Origin of the sequence: Zhengella mangrovi (assembly GCF_002727065.1) — a bacterium.
Lineage (GTDB): Bacteria > Pseudomonadota > Alphaproteobacteria > Rhizobiales > Rhizobiaceae > Zhengella > Zhengella mangrovi.
Genome location: NZ_PDVP01000001.1, coordinates 639,655 through 654,446, shown reverse-complemented (window position 1 = coordinate 654,446; position 14,792 = coordinate 639,655). Strand labels below are relative to the sequence as shown.

General features: G+C 64.8%; 19 protein-coding genes. 13 read left to right on the top strand and 6 right to left on the bottom strand.

Going from position 1 to position 14,792, the window contains the following annotated elements:
* The first annotated feature begins 11 nt into the window (after positions 1-11).
* The 13 genes from CSC94_RS03220 (at position 12) to ureG (ending at position 7,711) form a co-directional block, all read left to right on the top strand.
* Positions 12-314, top strand: a complete 303-nt coding sequence (locus CSC94_RS03220; RefSeq protein WP_099303632.1) for an urease subunit gamma — start codon at positions 12-14, stop codon at positions 312-314.
* A gap of 5 nt (positions 315-319) precedes the next feature.
* Entirely contained in the window at positions 320-994 is a 675-nt protein-coding gene (locus tag CSC94_RS03215) for an HD domain-containing protein (RefSeq protein WP_099303630.1), read from the top strand.
* The gene (locus CSC94_RS03210; protein WP_099303628.1) at positions 991-1,578 is read left to right on the top strand and encodes a HupE/UreJ family protein; all 588 of its coding nucleotides are present in this window, start codon (positions 991-993) and stop codon (positions 1,576-1,578) included. Before CSC94_RS03215 ends, CSC94_RS03210 begins: the two co-directional genes overlap by 4 nt.
* A gap of 11 nt (positions 1,579-1,589) precedes the next feature.
* Positions 1,590-1,895, top strand: coding sequence for an urease subunit beta (locus CSC94_RS03205; RefSeq protein ID WP_099304002.1), 306 nt, complete (start codon positions 1,590-1,592; stop codon positions 1,893-1,895).
* Positions 1,892-2,284: a lysozyme inhibitor LprI family protein gene (locus tag CSC94_RS03200; RefSeq protein ID WP_099303626.1), complete on the top strand. Its 393-nt coding sequence runs from the start codon at positions 1,892-1,894 to the stop codon at positions 2,282-2,284. Before CSC94_RS03205 ends, CSC94_RS03200 begins: the two co-directional genes overlap by 4 nt.
* A 14-nt stretch (positions 2,285-2,298) precedes the next feature.
* On the top strand, positions 2,299-4,011 hold the full coding sequence (gene ureC / locus CSC94_RS03195; RefSeq protein ID WP_099303624.1) for an urease subunit alpha: 1,713 nt from the start codon (positions 2,299-2,301) through the stop codon (positions 4,009-4,011).
* A 9-nt stretch (positions 4,012-4,020) separates the two neighbouring features.
* Positions 4,021-4,407 carry a RidA family protein gene (locus tag CSC94_RS03190; RefSeq protein ID WP_099303622.1) on the top strand — a complete coding sequence of 129 codons (387 nt, stop codon included), beginning with the start codon at positions 4,021-4,023 and terminating at the stop codon, positions 4,405-4,407.
* Between the two features lie 43 nt (positions 4,408-4,450).
* A complete protein-coding gene (locus CSC94_RS03185; protein ID WP_165784301.1) occupies positions 4,451-4,747 on the top strand; it encodes a putative quinol monooxygenase in 297 nt (98 codons plus the stop codon).
* Positions 4,748-4,936: 189 nt separating this feature from the next.
* On the top strand, positions 4,937-5,479 hold the full coding sequence (locus CSC94_RS03180; protein ID WP_099303618.1) for a peroxiredoxin: 543 nt from the start codon (positions 4,937-4,939) through the stop codon (positions 5,477-5,479).
* Between the two features lie 71 nt (positions 5,480-5,550).
* Complete coding sequence (locus tag CSC94_RS03175) at positions 5,551-6,102, top strand: urease accessory protein UreE (protein WP_099303616.1); 552 nt, start codon at positions 5,551-5,553, stop codon at positions 6,100-6,102.
* A gap of 33 nt (positions 6,103-6,135) precedes the next feature.
* Positions 6,136-6,423, top strand: a complete 288-nt coding sequence (locus CSC94_RS03170; RefSeq protein ID WP_099303614.1) for a YrhK family protein — start codon at positions 6,136-6,138, stop codon at positions 6,421-6,423.
* Positions 6,420-7,082 carry an urease accessory protein UreF gene (locus tag CSC94_RS03165; RefSeq protein ID WP_099303612.1) on the top strand — a complete coding sequence of 221 codons (663 nt, stop codon included), beginning with the start codon at positions 6,420-6,422 and terminating at the stop codon, positions 7,080-7,082. Before CSC94_RS03170 ends, CSC94_RS03165 begins: the two co-directional genes overlap by 4 nt.
* On the top strand, positions 7,079-7,711 hold the full coding sequence (gene ureG / locus CSC94_RS03160; RefSeq protein ID WP_099303610.1) for an urease accessory protein UreG: 633 nt from the start codon (positions 7,079-7,081) through the stop codon (positions 7,709-7,711). The genes CSC94_RS03165 and ureG overlap by 4 nt, the downstream gene beginning before the upstream one ends.
* Positions 7,712-7,966: 255 nt before the next feature.
* On the opposite strand, the gene CSC94_RS03155 is transcribed toward ureG, so the two are convergent.
* The 6 genes from CSC94_RS03155 to rpmI all read right to left on the bottom strand — a co-directional run bounded on the left by CSC94_RS03155 (position 7,967) and on the right by rpmI (position 14,753).
* A complete protein-coding gene (locus tag CSC94_RS03155) occupies positions 7,967-8,575 on the bottom strand; it encodes a transglutaminase-like cysteine peptidase (protein WP_099303608.1) in 609 nt (202 codons plus the stop codon).
* Between the two features lie 177 nt (positions 8,576-8,752).
* On the bottom strand, positions 8,753-10,048 hold the full coding sequence (locus CSC94_RS03150; protein WP_099303606.1) for a polyhydroxyalkanoate depolymerase: 1,296 nt from the start codon (positions 10,046-10,048) through the stop codon (positions 8,753-8,755).
* Positions 10,049-10,439: 391 nt separating this feature from the next.
* Positions 10,440-12,857: a phenylalanine--tRNA ligase subunit beta gene (pheT, locus tag CSC94_RS03145; protein ID WP_099303604.1), complete on the bottom strand. Its 2,418-nt coding sequence runs from the start codon at positions 12,855-12,857 to the stop codon at positions 10,440-10,442.
* Positions 12,858-12,871: 14 nt separating this feature from the next.
* On the bottom strand, positions 12,872-13,957 hold the full coding sequence (gene pheS, locus CSC94_RS03140; protein ID WP_099303602.1) for a phenylalanine--tRNA ligase subunit alpha: 1,086 nt from the start codon (positions 13,955-13,957) through the stop codon (positions 12,872-12,874).
* Between the two features lie 137 nt (positions 13,958-14,094).
* Positions 14,095-14,496 (bottom strand): 50S ribosomal protein L20, encoded by a 402-nt coding sequence (gene rplT, locus CSC94_RS03135; protein WP_099303600.1) that lies wholly within the window; start codon positions 14,494-14,496, stop codon positions 14,095-14,097.
* Positions 14,497-14,543: 47 nt separating this feature from the next.
* Positions 14,544-14,753 carry a 50S ribosomal protein L35 gene (rpmI, locus tag CSC94_RS03130; RefSeq protein ID WP_099303598.1) on the bottom strand — a complete coding sequence of 70 codons (210 nt, stop codon included), beginning with the start codon at positions 14,751-14,753 and terminating at the stop codon, positions 14,544-14,546.
* Positions 14,754-14,792: the final 39 nt, after the last annotated feature.

The following is a 14,792-nucleotide window of genomic DNA, read 5'->3' as shown; positions in this document are numbered from 1 at the left end:
GTGAGAAACGAATGATCCTGACACCGCGCGAAAAGGACAAGCTGCTGATTTCGATGGCGGCAATGGTGGCGCGGCGGCGCCTGGAGCGGGGCGTCAAGCTCAATCACCCGGAAGCGATCGCGCTCATCACCGACTTCGTGGTGGAAGGCGCGCGCGACGGGCGTCCGGTCGCGGACCTGATGGAAGCCGGTGCCCATGTCATCACGCGCGACCAGGTGATGGAGGGCGTGGCCGAGATGATCCACGACGTGCAGGTGGAGGCCACCTTCCCGGATGGCACCAAGCTCGTGACCGTGCACGAGCCGATCCGGTAGGTCTGATGCGCGTTCCGCCGATCTCTCCCGCGAACGACGCCGGCGCTGACCGCAGCCTGCGTGCTGCCGACCTGCGCATGGTTGCCGATGCGGCCCTGTTCGCCGCGCGGGCGCACGCGGGCCAGGTGCGATCCGATTCCGGGGAACCCTACGTCAATCACCTGGCCGAGGTGGCAGCCTTCACGGCCGCGCTCGAGCCACTCGACCCCGTGCTGGTGACCGCCGCATGGCTGCACGACGTGGTCGAGGAAACCGAGTTTACCCTTGAGGACGTGATGACCCTTTTCGGGCCGGAGGTTGCCGGACTGGTCGCCGACGTGACCGACCCGCCGGACCTTAAGGGCAAGGCACGGCGCGACCGTCAGGTGACGCACACGCTGGAGTGCGGACCGCGTGTCAAGCTGCTGAAACTCGCCGACAAGACTTCCAACGTGGAAGACCTGATCGGCCTGCCAGGCGAGCGGTTCGACCTACGGGGCAACGAACGCTACCTGAAGTGGGCCCGGCGCGTCGTGGCGGTGTGCCGTGGACTGGCGCCGGACCTGGAAGCCCGCTTCGACCGGTCTGCCGAGCGCCTCGACCAGGAGATCGCCGCAGCACACAAGCGGCAAATCGAGGACAAGTCGAAATCCAAGTCACCACGCCGGAAAGGCAAATCCAGGAAGGGGAACAAGACATGAAACGCGGCCTACTCGCTCTCGCGGCAATCCTGGCATCGTCAGCGCCGGCATTCGCGCACTTCAACCCGCTCGAGCACGGCTCGCTGGCTGCCGGGTTGTCACATCCCATGTTCGGCCTGGACCACGTGCTGGCCATGATCGCCGTCGGCCTGTTCGGTGCGGCAACCGGCGGAAAGGCTGTCTGGACCATGCCGGCGGGCTTCGTTGCGGCCATGCTTGGCGGCTTCGCGCTTTCGCTCGGCGGGTTCGCCCTGCCATTCGTGGAACCCGTGATCCTGGCTTCCGTCGTGACGCTCGGCCTTGTCGTAGCCATGGCGACACCGGTTCCGGCCAGCTGGGGCCTGGTGCTGGCCGGCTTCTTCGCCCTCTTCCACGGCAATGCCCATGGCGCGGAAATCGGCATGGCCGGGATACTGCCCTATGCCGCCGGGTTTGCCGTCACGACCACCTTCCTGCACGCTACCGGCGCGGCCCTGGGCCTCGGCCTGAAGCGGCTGGCTGGCGACCAAGCCGGACGGCTGGCCATCCGGGCTGCCGGTGGCGCCACGCTCATCGGCGGCCTTGCACTCGCCTTCGCCGGCTGAAGGAGGACATGATGATCCCGGGTGAAGTGATTACCGCAGGCGGCGACATTGAACTCAATGCCGGCCAGCCTACCGTGACGCTGATGGTCGCCAATACCGGCGACCGGCCTGTGCAAGTGGGCTCGCATTACCATTTCTTCGAAACCAACCCGGCCCTCGATTTCGACCGGGCCAAGGCACGCGGTTTCCGCCTCGACATCGCGGCGGGGACGGCGGTGCGGTTCGAACCGGGCCAGAGCCGCGAGGTGACCCTCGTTCCCCTCTCGGGCGGGCGCACGGTCTACGGGTTCCGCCAGAACGTGATGGGGCCGCTATGAAAACCCTTTTCGCCACGCTGATGCTCCTCGGCGCCGCCATGCCCGCGCTGGCGCAGGACGTGAATTGCCAGGAACCGCAAACACAGATGGAAATGACCTTCTGCGCGGAACAGGCCTGGCAGGCCGCCGACGAGGACCTGAACCTGGCCTATGGCATAGCCCAGAAAGCCATGAAGGAACTCGACTCCGCACTCGGCGACGAGAAGGGCGCCTCCGCCATGCTGCGGGACGCCCAGCGGGCCTGGATCGACTTCCGCGACAAGGCCTGCGCCGCGGAGGGCTACCAGGCGCATGGCGGATCGATGGAACCGCAACTCATCTATGCCTGCCGCGAACGGCTGACCCGCCAGCGCACAGAAGACCTGCGTCTTCTGGGCGAAGAGAACTGACCGGAGAGACATCCATGCCCGCCAAGATCACGCGTGCCGCCTATGCCGCCATGTATGGCCCGACCACCGGCGACAAGGTGCGCCTGGCCGACACCGAACTGTTCATCGAGGTCGAGCGCGACCTGACCGCCTATGGCGAGGAGGTCAAGTTCGGCGGCGGCAAGGTGATCCGCGACGGCATGGGCCAGAGCCAGGCGACGCGCGCCAACGGCGCCGTCGATACGGTCATCACCAACGCGCTGATCGTCGATCATACCGGCATCATCAAGGCGGACGTCGGCCTGAAGGACGGGCGGATCGTCGCCATCGGCAAGGCAGGCAACCCGGACACGCAACCCGGCGTCACGATCATCGTCGGGCCAGGCACGGAGGCGATCGCCGGGGAAGGCAAGATCCTGACAGCCGGCGGCTTCGATGCGCACATCCACTTCATATGCCCGCAGCAGATCGAGGAAGCGCTCATGAGCGGCCTGACCTGCATGCTGGGCGGCGGAACCGGGCCGGCTCACGGCACGCTGGCGACCACCTGCACGCCCGGTCCCTGGCACATCGCCCGCATGATCGAAGCGGCAGACGCCTTCCCGATGAACCTGGCCTTTGCCGGCAAGGGCAATGCCTCCCTGCCCGGCGCACTGGAAGAAATGGTGCTTGGCGGCGCTGCCGCACTGAAGCTGCACGAGGACTGGGGTACGACGCCGGGCGCGATCGACTGCTGCCTGTCGGTGGCGGATGACCACGATGTCCAGGTGATGATTCACACCGACACGCTGAACGAAAGCGGTTTCGTGGAATCCACCGTCGATGCCATCAAGGGCCGCACCATCCACGCGTTCCACACGGAAGGGGCCGGCGGCGGTCACGCGCCGGACATCATCAAGGTGGTCGGCGAGACGAATGTCATCCCGTCATCGACCAACCCGACGCGGCCCTACACGGTGAACACGATTGCCGAGCATCTCGACATGCTCATGGTCTGCCACCATCTCGACGCCTCGATCCCGGAAGACATCGCGTTTGCCGAGAGCCGGATCCGCAAGGAAACCATCGCGGCCGAAGACATCCTCCACGACATGGGCGCCTTCTCCATCATCTCGTCGGACAGCCAGGCCATGGGCCGTGTCGGCGAGGTGATCATCCGTACCTGGCAGACCGCCGACAAGATGAAGCGCCAGCGCGGGCCGCTGAAAGGGGAAACCGGCGAGAACGACAATTACCGGGTGCGCCGCTACATCGCCAAGTACACGATCAACCCGGCCATTGCACATGGCCTGTCGAAGGAGATCGGATCGGTCGAGGTGGGCAAGCGCGCCGACCTGGTGCTGTGGAACCCGGCCTTCTTCGGCGTCAAGCCGGACATGGTGCTCATCGGCGGCTCGATCGCGGCGGCGCCCATGGGCGATCCGAATGCCTCGATCCCGACGCCGCAGCCTGTCCACATGCGCCCGATGTTCGGCGCCTACGGCAAGGCATTGACCAATTCGTCCGTGACCTTCGTTTCGAAGGCCGCGCTGGATGCCGGCCTGCGGGAGCGGCTAGGCACGGCGAAGCAGATGCTGGCGGTGGAAAACACGCGCGGCGGCATCGGAAAGAAGGCCATGGTTCTGAACGATTTCACGCCCCACATGGAAGTCGATCCGGAAACCTACGAGGTGCGGGCCAATGGCGAATTGCTGACCTGCGAACCGGCCACGGTCGTTCCGATGGCACAACGCTATTTCCTGTTCTGAGGACCGTCGATGACCCGCAGGCTTGTTTCCTCCGGCTCCTACCTGGAACCGGAAATCGGATTTTCCCGTGCCGTTCGCGTTGGCAATTCGATCTCGGTGGCAGGAACGGCGCCGATCAAGGCCGGTGGCGGCAATGCCTCGCCCGGTGATGCCTACGGCCAGATGAAGCGCTGCATCGAGATCGCCAGGGCGGCGATCGAAGAGGCAGGCGGGACGCTGGAACATGCCGTTCGCACCCGCATTCTCGTCACGGACATTGCCTGCTGGAAGGAAGCGGCGCGTGCCCATGGCGAGGCCTTCTCGCAGATCAGGCCCGTGACCACTGTGATGGCCGTCTCCGCCTTTGTCGATCCGGAATGGCTGGTGGAACTGGAAGTGGATTGTATAGTGGAGTGATGCGGCCCTGGCGGTCGCCATGTTCGCCGAGGGAGGAGCCTTCATGATCCATGTCATCGCCACCATCACCCTGAAGCCGGGCGCGCTGGACGCGTTCCGCGACGCCGCCATGCATTGCATCGAAGGTACGCGCGCCGAGCCCGGATGCGTCGTCTACGACCTCAACGCCAGCGTGACGAATTCCAACCGCGTGGTGTTCGTGGAGCAGTGGAAGAGCCGCGACGACCTGGAAGCCCATTTCACGCGGCCGCACATGAAGGCCTTTCGCGAAGCGACGGCGGGCCTGGTGGAAAGCCGCAGCGTGGAAGTGATCCATCCAGAGCGGATCGAGACGCTCTGACAGCCGCCGGCGAACCGCGATCGCGACAAACCAGCGGATATCAACGGGAAACCCGGTTTCGGCGCTGGCGGAGGATGCACCGTCCGGATATGTTGCAATGCACTCAATGCACTAGTGCAATGCAACATATCCTCTTTCGGGCATGGCCTCCTCCCGGCGCCCTGCCCTCCGACATTCAAGGAGTTCTCCATGCTTGGACGGCGTGTTCCCGACGTCACCTTCCACACCCGTGTCCGCGACGAATCCATCGCAGGTCCGAACCCGTACCGTTGGCAGGACGTGACATCGGACGATTATTTCAAGGGCAAGCGGGTAGTGCTGTTCTCGCTGCCCGGCGCGTTCACGCCGACCTGCTCGACCTACCAGCTTCCGGATTTCGAGAAGCTCGCCGGCTCGTTCAAGGCGAAGGGCATCGACGAGATCTACTGCATTTCGGTCAACGACGCCTTCGTGATGAACGCCTGGGGAAAGGCGCAGGGCATCGAGAGCATCAAGTTGATCCCGGACGGCTCGGGCGAATTCACGCGCAAGATGGGCATGCTGGTCCGCAAGGACAATCTCGGCTTCGGCCTGCGCTCGTGGCGCTATGGCGCCGTCATCAACGATGGCGTCGTGGATAAGTGGTTCGAGGAAGAGGGCTATTCCGACAATTGTGACAGCGACCCCTACGGCGTGTCGTCACCGCAGAACATTCTCGCTGACCTGGACGAGAAAGAGCCGATCGCGGCCTGAATACAGCAGGAACGAAGCCCCGGCCCGCGCCGGGGTCTTTTCATTTTCGTGCGGCGGTGCAAAATCTGCAGATGAGCCAAATAACCTGCACATCCATCACCCGTGACTTTTCCGATCCGGCCGACACGATCACGCTGGACGAAACCGACCGGCACCGCCGCCGCATGTCAATGACCTCCGACCATGGCATCGGCTTCCTGCTCGACCTGACGCAGGCGCGGCTGCTGCGCCATGGCGACGGGCTTCTCCTCTCCGACGGGCGGGTCATCCGGGTCGAGGCCGTTCCCGAGGACCTCATGGATGTCCGAGGGCGCGACGGCCGGCACCTTCTGGCGCTGGCCTGGCAGATCGGCAACCGGCACCTCGCCGCGCAGATCGAGGCGGACCATATCCTCATCCGCCGCGATCACGTGATCCGCGCCATGCTGGAAGGCCTCGGCGCCACGGTCCGCGATATCTCCGCGCCCTTCGATCCGGAAGGCGGGGCCTATGGCGGAGAGCACAGCAGCCACCATCACCACGATCATGACCATGGACATCACGGCCACGCGCACCATCATCATGGGCATGACCATGACCACGGACACGAACACAGCCATTCGCATGACCACGACCACGACTGACGAGAGGACCGGCAAGGCCGGCGGTACGGGAACGTGAAACTGTTCGCTCCGGGAAACCGCAACCTCTCGCCCCGCCACGAATCCGTCTATGCCGCCTACGAAATCGCCTTCACGACGGTCGATTTCACCGCGGCGACGCTGTTCGTCGTCGGGTCGGTGATGTTCTTCTACAAGACCCTGGAAAACCCTGCGATCTGGTGCTTCGTCATCGGCTCCGCGTGCTTCGCCCTGAAGCCCACCCTTCGACTGGCACGCGAGTTGCATTACGTTTTCCTGGGCGACACGGAGGATGTTGCGAAGAGGTTTTCATCGGAACCATGAGCCAAGCTGCCCTGATCCGCCTGATGTCCTGGCTGTCCCCGGTCTTCCCGACCGGCAACTTCGCCTACTCGGCCGGGCTCGAACAGGCCGTGGCGGTCGGACTGGTCACGGATGAGGCATCGCTGACTGGCTGGCTGCAGGCCCAACTCGCCCATGGCTCGCCCTGGAACGACGCTGTGCTTCTCGCGGCAAGCTGGCGTGCCGCGGCAGACACCGCGACGCTCGCTTCCCTGGCCGAACTGGCGACCGCGCTGAGCGGCTCTGCCGAACGGAATGGCGAAACACTGGCGCAGGGCCGTTCGTTCCTGGAAGCGGCCACCCACTGGTTTCCCGCCGGCACGCTGCCGCTGGACGGCGCCTCGGCACCCCTGCCCGTCGCCATCGGCGCGGCGGCCGGAGCGGCCGGCATTGCGCTAGACCAGGCGCTGGCAGCCTGGCTGCAGGCGTTCATCTCCAACCAGTTGCAGGCGGCGATCCGCCTGTCGGTCACCGGACAGAACGGCGCGGCGCGGCTGCTGGCGGCGCTCGAGCCGGCGATCGCGGCCGCCGCCGACCGGGCGACCCGCTCGACGCCCGACGACCTGGGAAGCTTTGCCTTCACGGCCGAGATCGCATCGATGCAACACGAAACCCTGCAACCAAGGCTGTTCCTGTCATGACTTCTTCCAATGGACCTCTTCGCGTCGGTATCGGCGGACCGGTCGGTTCGGGCAAGACGACGCTCACCGAGAAACTGTGCAAGGCGATGCGCGACCAGTGGTCGATCGGCGTGATCACCAACGACATCTACACACGCGAGGATGCCGAGGCGCTCATGCGGATGCAGGCGCTGCCGTCGGACCGGGTAATCGGCGTGGAGACGGGCGGGTGCCCGCACACGGCCATCCGGGAAGACGCCTCGATCAACCTTCGCGCGGTCGAGGAACTGACCGGGCGGCATCCGGATCTCGACGTCATCTTCATCGAATCGGGCGGCGACAACCTGGCCGCCACGTTCTCCCCGGACTTGGCCGACCTGTCGATCTACGTGATCTCCGTGTGCCAGGGCGAGGACATCCCGCGCAAGGGCGGGCCGGCGATCACGCGGTCCGACCTGCTGCTCATCAACAAGGCAGACCTGGCGCCACATGTCGGGGCGGACCTGACGCGCATGGACGGCGATGCCGGCAAGGCCCGCGGGACGCGGCCCTACCTGTTCACCGACCTGCGGCACGGCGACGGCGTGGACCGAATCGTCGATTGGCTGGAGACGGCCGGCGGCCTGGCGCGGCGCCCTGCCGCCGAGTGACCGCGCCTCGGTCTGGAGCCATGAAAAACCCGGCCGCAGGGCCGGGCTTTCAACAACATTCCCACAGGATGCAAACGTCCCGCCGAACCATCGCGGGCTTAGCGCATTTCAACGATCCGCTGAATCGCTTCCATGCTCGATCTCGTCGTTTCGACGCCATTCCGGACGCGAAACCGGCATCCGCTTTCGCTGGAATTGTTATTTCCTGCCGCCATTCCGGACGCGAAACCGGCATCCACTTTCGCTGGAATTGCTTTACCGCACCGATGCCACGGCTGAACTCGCGCCCGTGCGCAGCGAAACCCAGCGGCCGGTATCGGTGCTGGACTGGCGCTTGAGGAAACGGTAGCCGGTGTCGCTCCACAGGCGAATGCGATCGGAGAGGTTGTCGAGAATGTAGTCGCCCTTGTCGGTGCGCACGGTCAGGACCGCGTGACCCTCGCCGTCCGGCTTACGGACGACGGTGATGAGGAGGTTCGACAGCGGCACGCCGGCGCGGGACAGGTCGCGCCGCTTTTCGAGCACGTAGTCCTCGCAGTCGCCGGCCTTGCCGGGATAGGTCCAGACCTCGTCCTTGCCGTAGATGTCGTAGTCGTTCATCGGCGTGATCGCGCGATTGACCTCGACATTGACCTTGTTCAGCTTGCGCCAGAGGCTGGCGGAAAGGCGCGACGGGCCATTGTCCGCCATGTGGATGGAGCATTCGTCCGGATTGGCGCGGCAGAATTCGTAGTGGCCAATCGGCTGGGACGTGAGCCCTCCGGTCGTCATGCTCGAACTGGCGGCAATCCCCGCTCCGCCGGTGCCAAGCAGCAAAGCTGCCGCGACGACAAGCGCCGCCTGTGCGGATATCCGTGCCTTCATGAAGCGCCCACCCTGTTCGTCACTGCCCGTGCATGCTGTTAACGAAACGTTAATGGTTGGGGCGCTGGTGAGTCAATTGCATGGCAGGGTTATGGTAAACACCCGACCTTCACGCTGGGGAAAAAAGGCCATCCCATTGCGGGATGGCAACACTTGCGACTCGTGAAACGTGCAGGTTCAGGCGCTCTTGCGAGCCCTGGTCCGGGGCGGCGTCCTGGATTTCTCCGCCGATCCGGTCTTCGCCGGGGTTTCGGCCACGGCCATGAAGTCGACGATTCGCGGAACGATCTCCTTGCGGAAGCGCGAACCGTTGAAGACACCGTAGTGGCCGACCTTGGGCTGCGTATAGTGCATGCGCCGATCATCGGGAATGTTCGGCGTCAGGTCATGGGCGGCCTCCGTCTGGCCGCCACCGGTGATGTCGTCGTTCTCGCCCTCCACCGTCATCAGCGCCGTCCGGCGAATGGCGCCCGGGTCCACGTGTTCGCCGCGATGGGTCATCGTGCCTTCGGGAATGGCATGCTCGATGAACACGGTCTCGACCGTCTGGAGGTAGAATTCCGCCGTCAGGTCCATCACGGCGAGGTACTCGTCGTAGAAGTCCCGGTGCTTCTCGGCGCTGTCGCCATCTTCCTTCACGAGATGAAGGAAGAAATCCTTGTGGGCGATGATGTGGCGATCGAGGTTCATGCTCATGAACCCGGAGAGCTGCAGGAAGCCCGGATAGACATCCCGCCCGAAGCCCGGATGCGGCCAGGGAACGGTCATCACCGCGTTGTCGCGGAACCACTGAATGCCCTTGTCATGGGCAAGATCGTTGACCGCGGTGGGCGACCGGGTGGTGTCGATCGGCCCACCCATGAGGATCATGGAGGCCGGCGTGAAGGGATCGTTGCGCTTTTCCATCACGGACACCGCGGCGAAGACCGGCACCGATGGCTGGCAAACCGCCATGACATGAGTGCCTTCGCCGAGATGGTGGAGCATCTCGATGACGTAGTCGATGTAGTCGTCCAGATCGAAGCGGCCGTCGGACGCCGGGACCATGCGGGCATCGGCCCAGTCGGTTATGTAGACGTCGTTGTGCTGCATCATCGCCTCGACCGTGCCCCGCAGCAGCGTTGCATAGTGGCCGGACATGGGCGCGACGATCAGCAGCTTGGAATCTTCCTTGCGGCCCTTCGGCAGATCGCGCTTGAAATGCAGCAGATCACAGAAGGGTTTCGACCAGACGACCTCCTCGGTCACGCGCACCGCCTTGCCGTCAACCACGGTTTCCGGCAGGCCGAAGGCCGGCTTGGCGTAACGCCGCGTGATGCGCTCGAACAGTTCCGCCGTCGCTGCAATGGAGCGGCCGATGGACGAGTTCGACAACGGATTGAGCGGATTGGAATAGAACAGGCGGGTGGCATCGGCCACAGCCCGGAACGGCTGCAGGGCAGCGTGGTTCAATTCATAAAGCTGGTAAAACATGAAAAGCGAGTATCCCCTCATGGCGTATCAGGCAGACCATGCTGCCCGCGACGAATACCGGTTCCCGGAACCTATCGCTCAGGATGCCAACAAACAATGCCGGCAGACAATTGACCATTCGACCACCCAGACCGCTGTCCATCGCGCCCGAAAATCGTTAACCGAGTTAACTGTTAGAGCACCAAACATCGCGCTTGAACAGGGGGCATGGCAGCAGGGCGGCGGTTTCGGCGGCCCCCGGCGGGCGTGTGCGCGCCCTGAACGGACCGGGTGACGGGGTTCACGCATGAAAAGGGCGGCCAACCGGCCGCCCTCAAGCAAGTGATTCGGTGTGCCGCTTCAGCGCGGATTGCGCGCCGGACGCAAGAACCTGTTCCCGCGCCCGCCGGAATCAGCCGCGCAGCACGCCACCGGTCTGCTTCGCGACATTGGCGACGATCGACGCGGAGAGCTTTTCGAAGTCCTCGTCGGTCAGCGTCTTGTCGGTCGGCTGGATGGTGACGGCAATGGCCACCGACTTCCTGTCCTCGCCGATCGAGGCTCCCTCGAACAGGTCGAAAACGGTCACGCCGGTGATCAGCTTCTTGTCGGCAGCCGCGGCGGCGCGGACGATCTCGCCGGCCGCCACGGATTTCTCCACCACGAAGGCGAAGTCACGCGTCACCGCCTGGAAATTCGACAGGTCGAGGCGCGGCTTGGTGCGCGTGGCCTTGGCCTTCGGCTCGGGAATGGTATCGAGGAAGACCTCGAAGCCACAGACCGGGCCGGACACATCGAGTTCCTCCAGCACCCTCGGGTGCAGTTCGCCGAACCAGCCGAAGATCATTTTCGGTCCGAGACGGATGACGCCGGAACGGCCCGGATGGAACCAGTCCGGCGCGCCCTTGGCGATCTGCAGGTTGGCAACAGGTGCACCCGCCGCTTCCAGGGCAGCAAGCGCGTCGGCCTTTGCGTCAGCCCATCCGACCGGCGCGGCATTCCCAGCCCAGTGACGGCCTTCGGAGCCCATGTGTGCCGTTCCCCGGCGGACGCCGGAGGCGACGCGCCGCTGGCCTTCCGGCGTATCACCCTGATAGATCCCCGAGACCTCGAACAGGGCGACATCGGCAAAGCCGCGCTGGGCATTGCGCTGCGCAGCCGTGAGCAGGCCCGGCAGAAGCGAGGGGCGCATGTCCGACATGTCGGCGGCGATCGGATTGGCAAGCTTCAGCGATGGGCTGCCGCCGCCGAACAAGGCCGCGTGCTCGGCCGGGATGAACGACCAGTTGACCGCCTCCATCATGCCGCGCGCCGCCAGCGCACGACGGGCCGCGCGCGTGCGCAACTGCAAGGTGGTGAGGATGCGGCCGGCAACGGCCTCCTCGCCTTCCAGCGGCACGGGCGTGATGTTGTTCACACCATGGATGCGCATGACCTCTTCCACCAGGTCGGCCTTGCCATCCACGTCCGGGCGCCAGGTCGGCACCGCGACATCGACGACGTCCGCCGTGCCGTTCGGCTCGAAGCCGAGACGGGCCAGGATATCGAGCGCCTCGGTCGCATCGACGGAAATGCCGGTCAGGCGCTTCACCTCCGACACCGGGAAGGTGACGACTTTCCGCTCGGGCGCGCTGTAGCCCTCGACGATCAGTTCGGTGGGCGTGCCGCCGCACAAATCAGTGACAAGATGGGTGGCCAGCTCGGCGCCCGCCACCATGAATTCCGGATCGACGCCGCGCTCGAAGCGATAGCGCGCATCCGTGATGATGCCGAGATCGCGGCCCGAGCGTGCAATGTTCATCGGATCCCAGAGTGCGGATTCGATGAGCACGTCCGTCGTGTTCTCGTCGCAGCCGGAATGCTCGCCGCCCATGATGCCGGCGATGGATTCGACGCCGTTGTCGTCGGCGATGATGCAGGTTTCCGGCGTCAGCTCATAGGTGCGTTCGTCGAGCGCCAGCACCGTCTCGCCTTCGCGCGCGCGGCGGACGACGAGATTGCCCTTCACCTTGGCCGCGTCGAACACATGCAGCGGCCGGCCGCGGTCGAAGGTAACATAGTTGGTGATGTCGACCAGCGCGTTGATCGGGCGAAGGCCGATGGCCAGCAGCCGCTGCTGCATCCACTTCGGCGACGGGCCGTTCTTCACGCCGCGGACCATGCGAAGGGCGAAACCGGGGCAGAGTTCCGGCGCCTCGATCGTAACCCTGACCGGGCATTCGCCCTGGCCGGCAATCGGCATGACGGCAGCGGCCTTCAACCGTCCGAGCCCGGCGGCGGCGAGATCGCGGGCGATGCCGTGCACGCCGGTGCAGTCCGGGCGGTTGGGCGTCAGGCCGATCTCGATGACAGGATCGTCAAGGCCGGCATAGGCGGCAAACGAGGTGCCGACCGGGGCATCTTCCGGCAGGTCGATGATGCCGGAATGCTCGTCGGACAGCTCCAGTTCGCGCTCCGAGCACATCATGCCGTGGGATTCGACACCGCGGATCTTGCCGACGCCGAGGGTCACGTCGATGCCCGGCACGTAGGTGCCAGGAACGGCCAGCGCGCCGACGAGGCCGGCGCGGGCATTGGGCGCGCCGCAGACGACCTGCAACGGCTTGCCGCCGTTCACGTCCGGACCGCCGTCGACGGAAAGGACCTGCAGCTTGTCGGCGTCCGGATGGCGCTCGGCGGAGAGCACGCGGGCGATGACGAAGGGCCTGAAGGCCGCCTTGTCGTCGACGCTCTCGACCTCGAGGCCGATCATGGTGAGCTTCTCGACGATCCGGTCGAGCGTGGCGTCGGTATCGAGGTGATCCTTTAGCCAGGAGAGAGTGAATTTCATGTGCCCGTTCCTCCTTACGCGCTCAGGCCGCCGAACAGGGTCGGCACGTCGAGCGGGCGGAAGCCATAATGATTGAGCCAGCGCACGTCGGCGTCGAAGAAGGCGCGCAGGTCCGGCATGCCATATTTCAGCATGGCGATGCGGTCGATGCCCATGCCCCAGGCAAAGCCCTGGTATTCATCCGGATCGAGGCCGCCCATGCGCATCACGTTCGGGTGGACCATGCCGCAGCCGAGGATCTCCATCCAGTCGGAGCCCTGGCCGAACAGCACTTCGCCGGCGCGCGAGCGGTCGCACTGAATGTCCACTTCCAGGCTCGGTTCGGTGAAGGGAAAGAAGGACGGCCGGAAGCGCATGTTCAGGCTCGGCACCTCGAAGAAGGCCTTGCAGAACTCCTCCAGCACCCACTTCATGTTGGCCACGTTGGCGGTCCTGTCGATGACCAGGCCTTCGAGCTGGTGGAACATGGGCGAGTGGGTCGCGTCGGAATCGCAACGGTAGGTCTTGCCCGGGATGACGATGCGGATCGGCGGCTTCTGCGCTTCCATGGTGCGGATCTGGACCGGCGAGGTGTGCGTGCGCAGCAGCTTGCGGGTGCCGTCCTCGCCCGGCGCGAAGAAGAAGGTGTCGTGCATCTCGCGGGCCGGGTGGCCCTCGGGAAAGTTCAGCGCGGTGAAATTGTAGTAGTCGGTCTCGATGTCCGGCCCTTCAGCGATGGAGAAGCCGAGGTCGCCGAAGATGGCGGCGATCTCGTCGATGACCTGCGAGATCGGGTGGATGCGGCCGCGCTCGACCGGGGCGCCATGAACGGGAAGCGTGACATCCACGGTCTCGCGGGCCAGGCGGGCCTCGATGGCCGCGTCGCGCAGTTCCTGGCGGCGGGCCGTCAGCGCCTCGGCGACCCGGTCGCGCAGGCCGTTGATCTTCGGCCCCATGTCCTTGCGCTCTTCCGGGGTCATCCTGCCCAGGGTCTTCAGGCGTTCTGAAACCGACCCCTTCTTGCCGATGGCGGCGACGCGCACGGCCTCTATGGCCTGTTCGTCGGCGGCCGCGGCAATATCGGCCATGATCGAGGTTTCGAGGGTTTCGAGATCACTCATTGCTGATCGCCCATCCATCCGTTCTACGGCGGCGCTTGTAGCGCCTGTTTGCTACGGTTTGAACAAGAAAAAACCCGCGCCAGCCCTGCCAGCGCGGGTTTCCCAAATTCACGATGTCAAGCTTGGGAAAGCGCTGGTCAGGAAACCGCGCTTTCAAACTCGTTCGGGGTCTTGTCCTTGAGGTACTCAAGGGCCGTCTTCGCCTGGCCGACCAGCGCCTCGAAGGCCTGCGGCTCATGGATGGCGAGGTCGGAGAGAACCTTGCGATCGACCTCGATGCCGGCCTTGTTCAGACCGTCGATGAAGCGACCGTAGGTCAGGCCGTGCTCGCGCACGGCGGCGTTGATGCGCTGGATCCACAGCGCACGGAAATTGCGCTTGCGGGCCTTCCGGTCGCGCGTCGCATACTGCATCGACTTCTCGACGGCCTGCTTCGCGATACGGATGGTGTTCTTGCGACGGCCATAAAAGCCCTTGGCGGCCTTCATAACCTTCTTGTGCTTGGCGTGGGCGGTAACGCCGCGTTTTACACGTGCCATGTCATGATCTCCTAATAATCAGATGAAGCGTCTTGCCAGGGCCGGGCTCAGAGGCCGCCGCCGTTGGGCAGGTAGTTCCTGATGACCTTCTTGGCGTCAGCCTCGGGAAGGACCATCATGCCGCGGGCATCGCGGATGAACTTGTTGGAACGCTTGATCATGCCGTGGCGCTTGCCTGCGGCGGCAACCTTCACCTTGCCGGAGCCGGTGATCTTGAACCGCTTCTTGGCGGCCGACTTGGTCTTCATCTTGGGCATTTTGCTCATTCTCCTTATGGCGGCCCTTGCAGGCCTGTT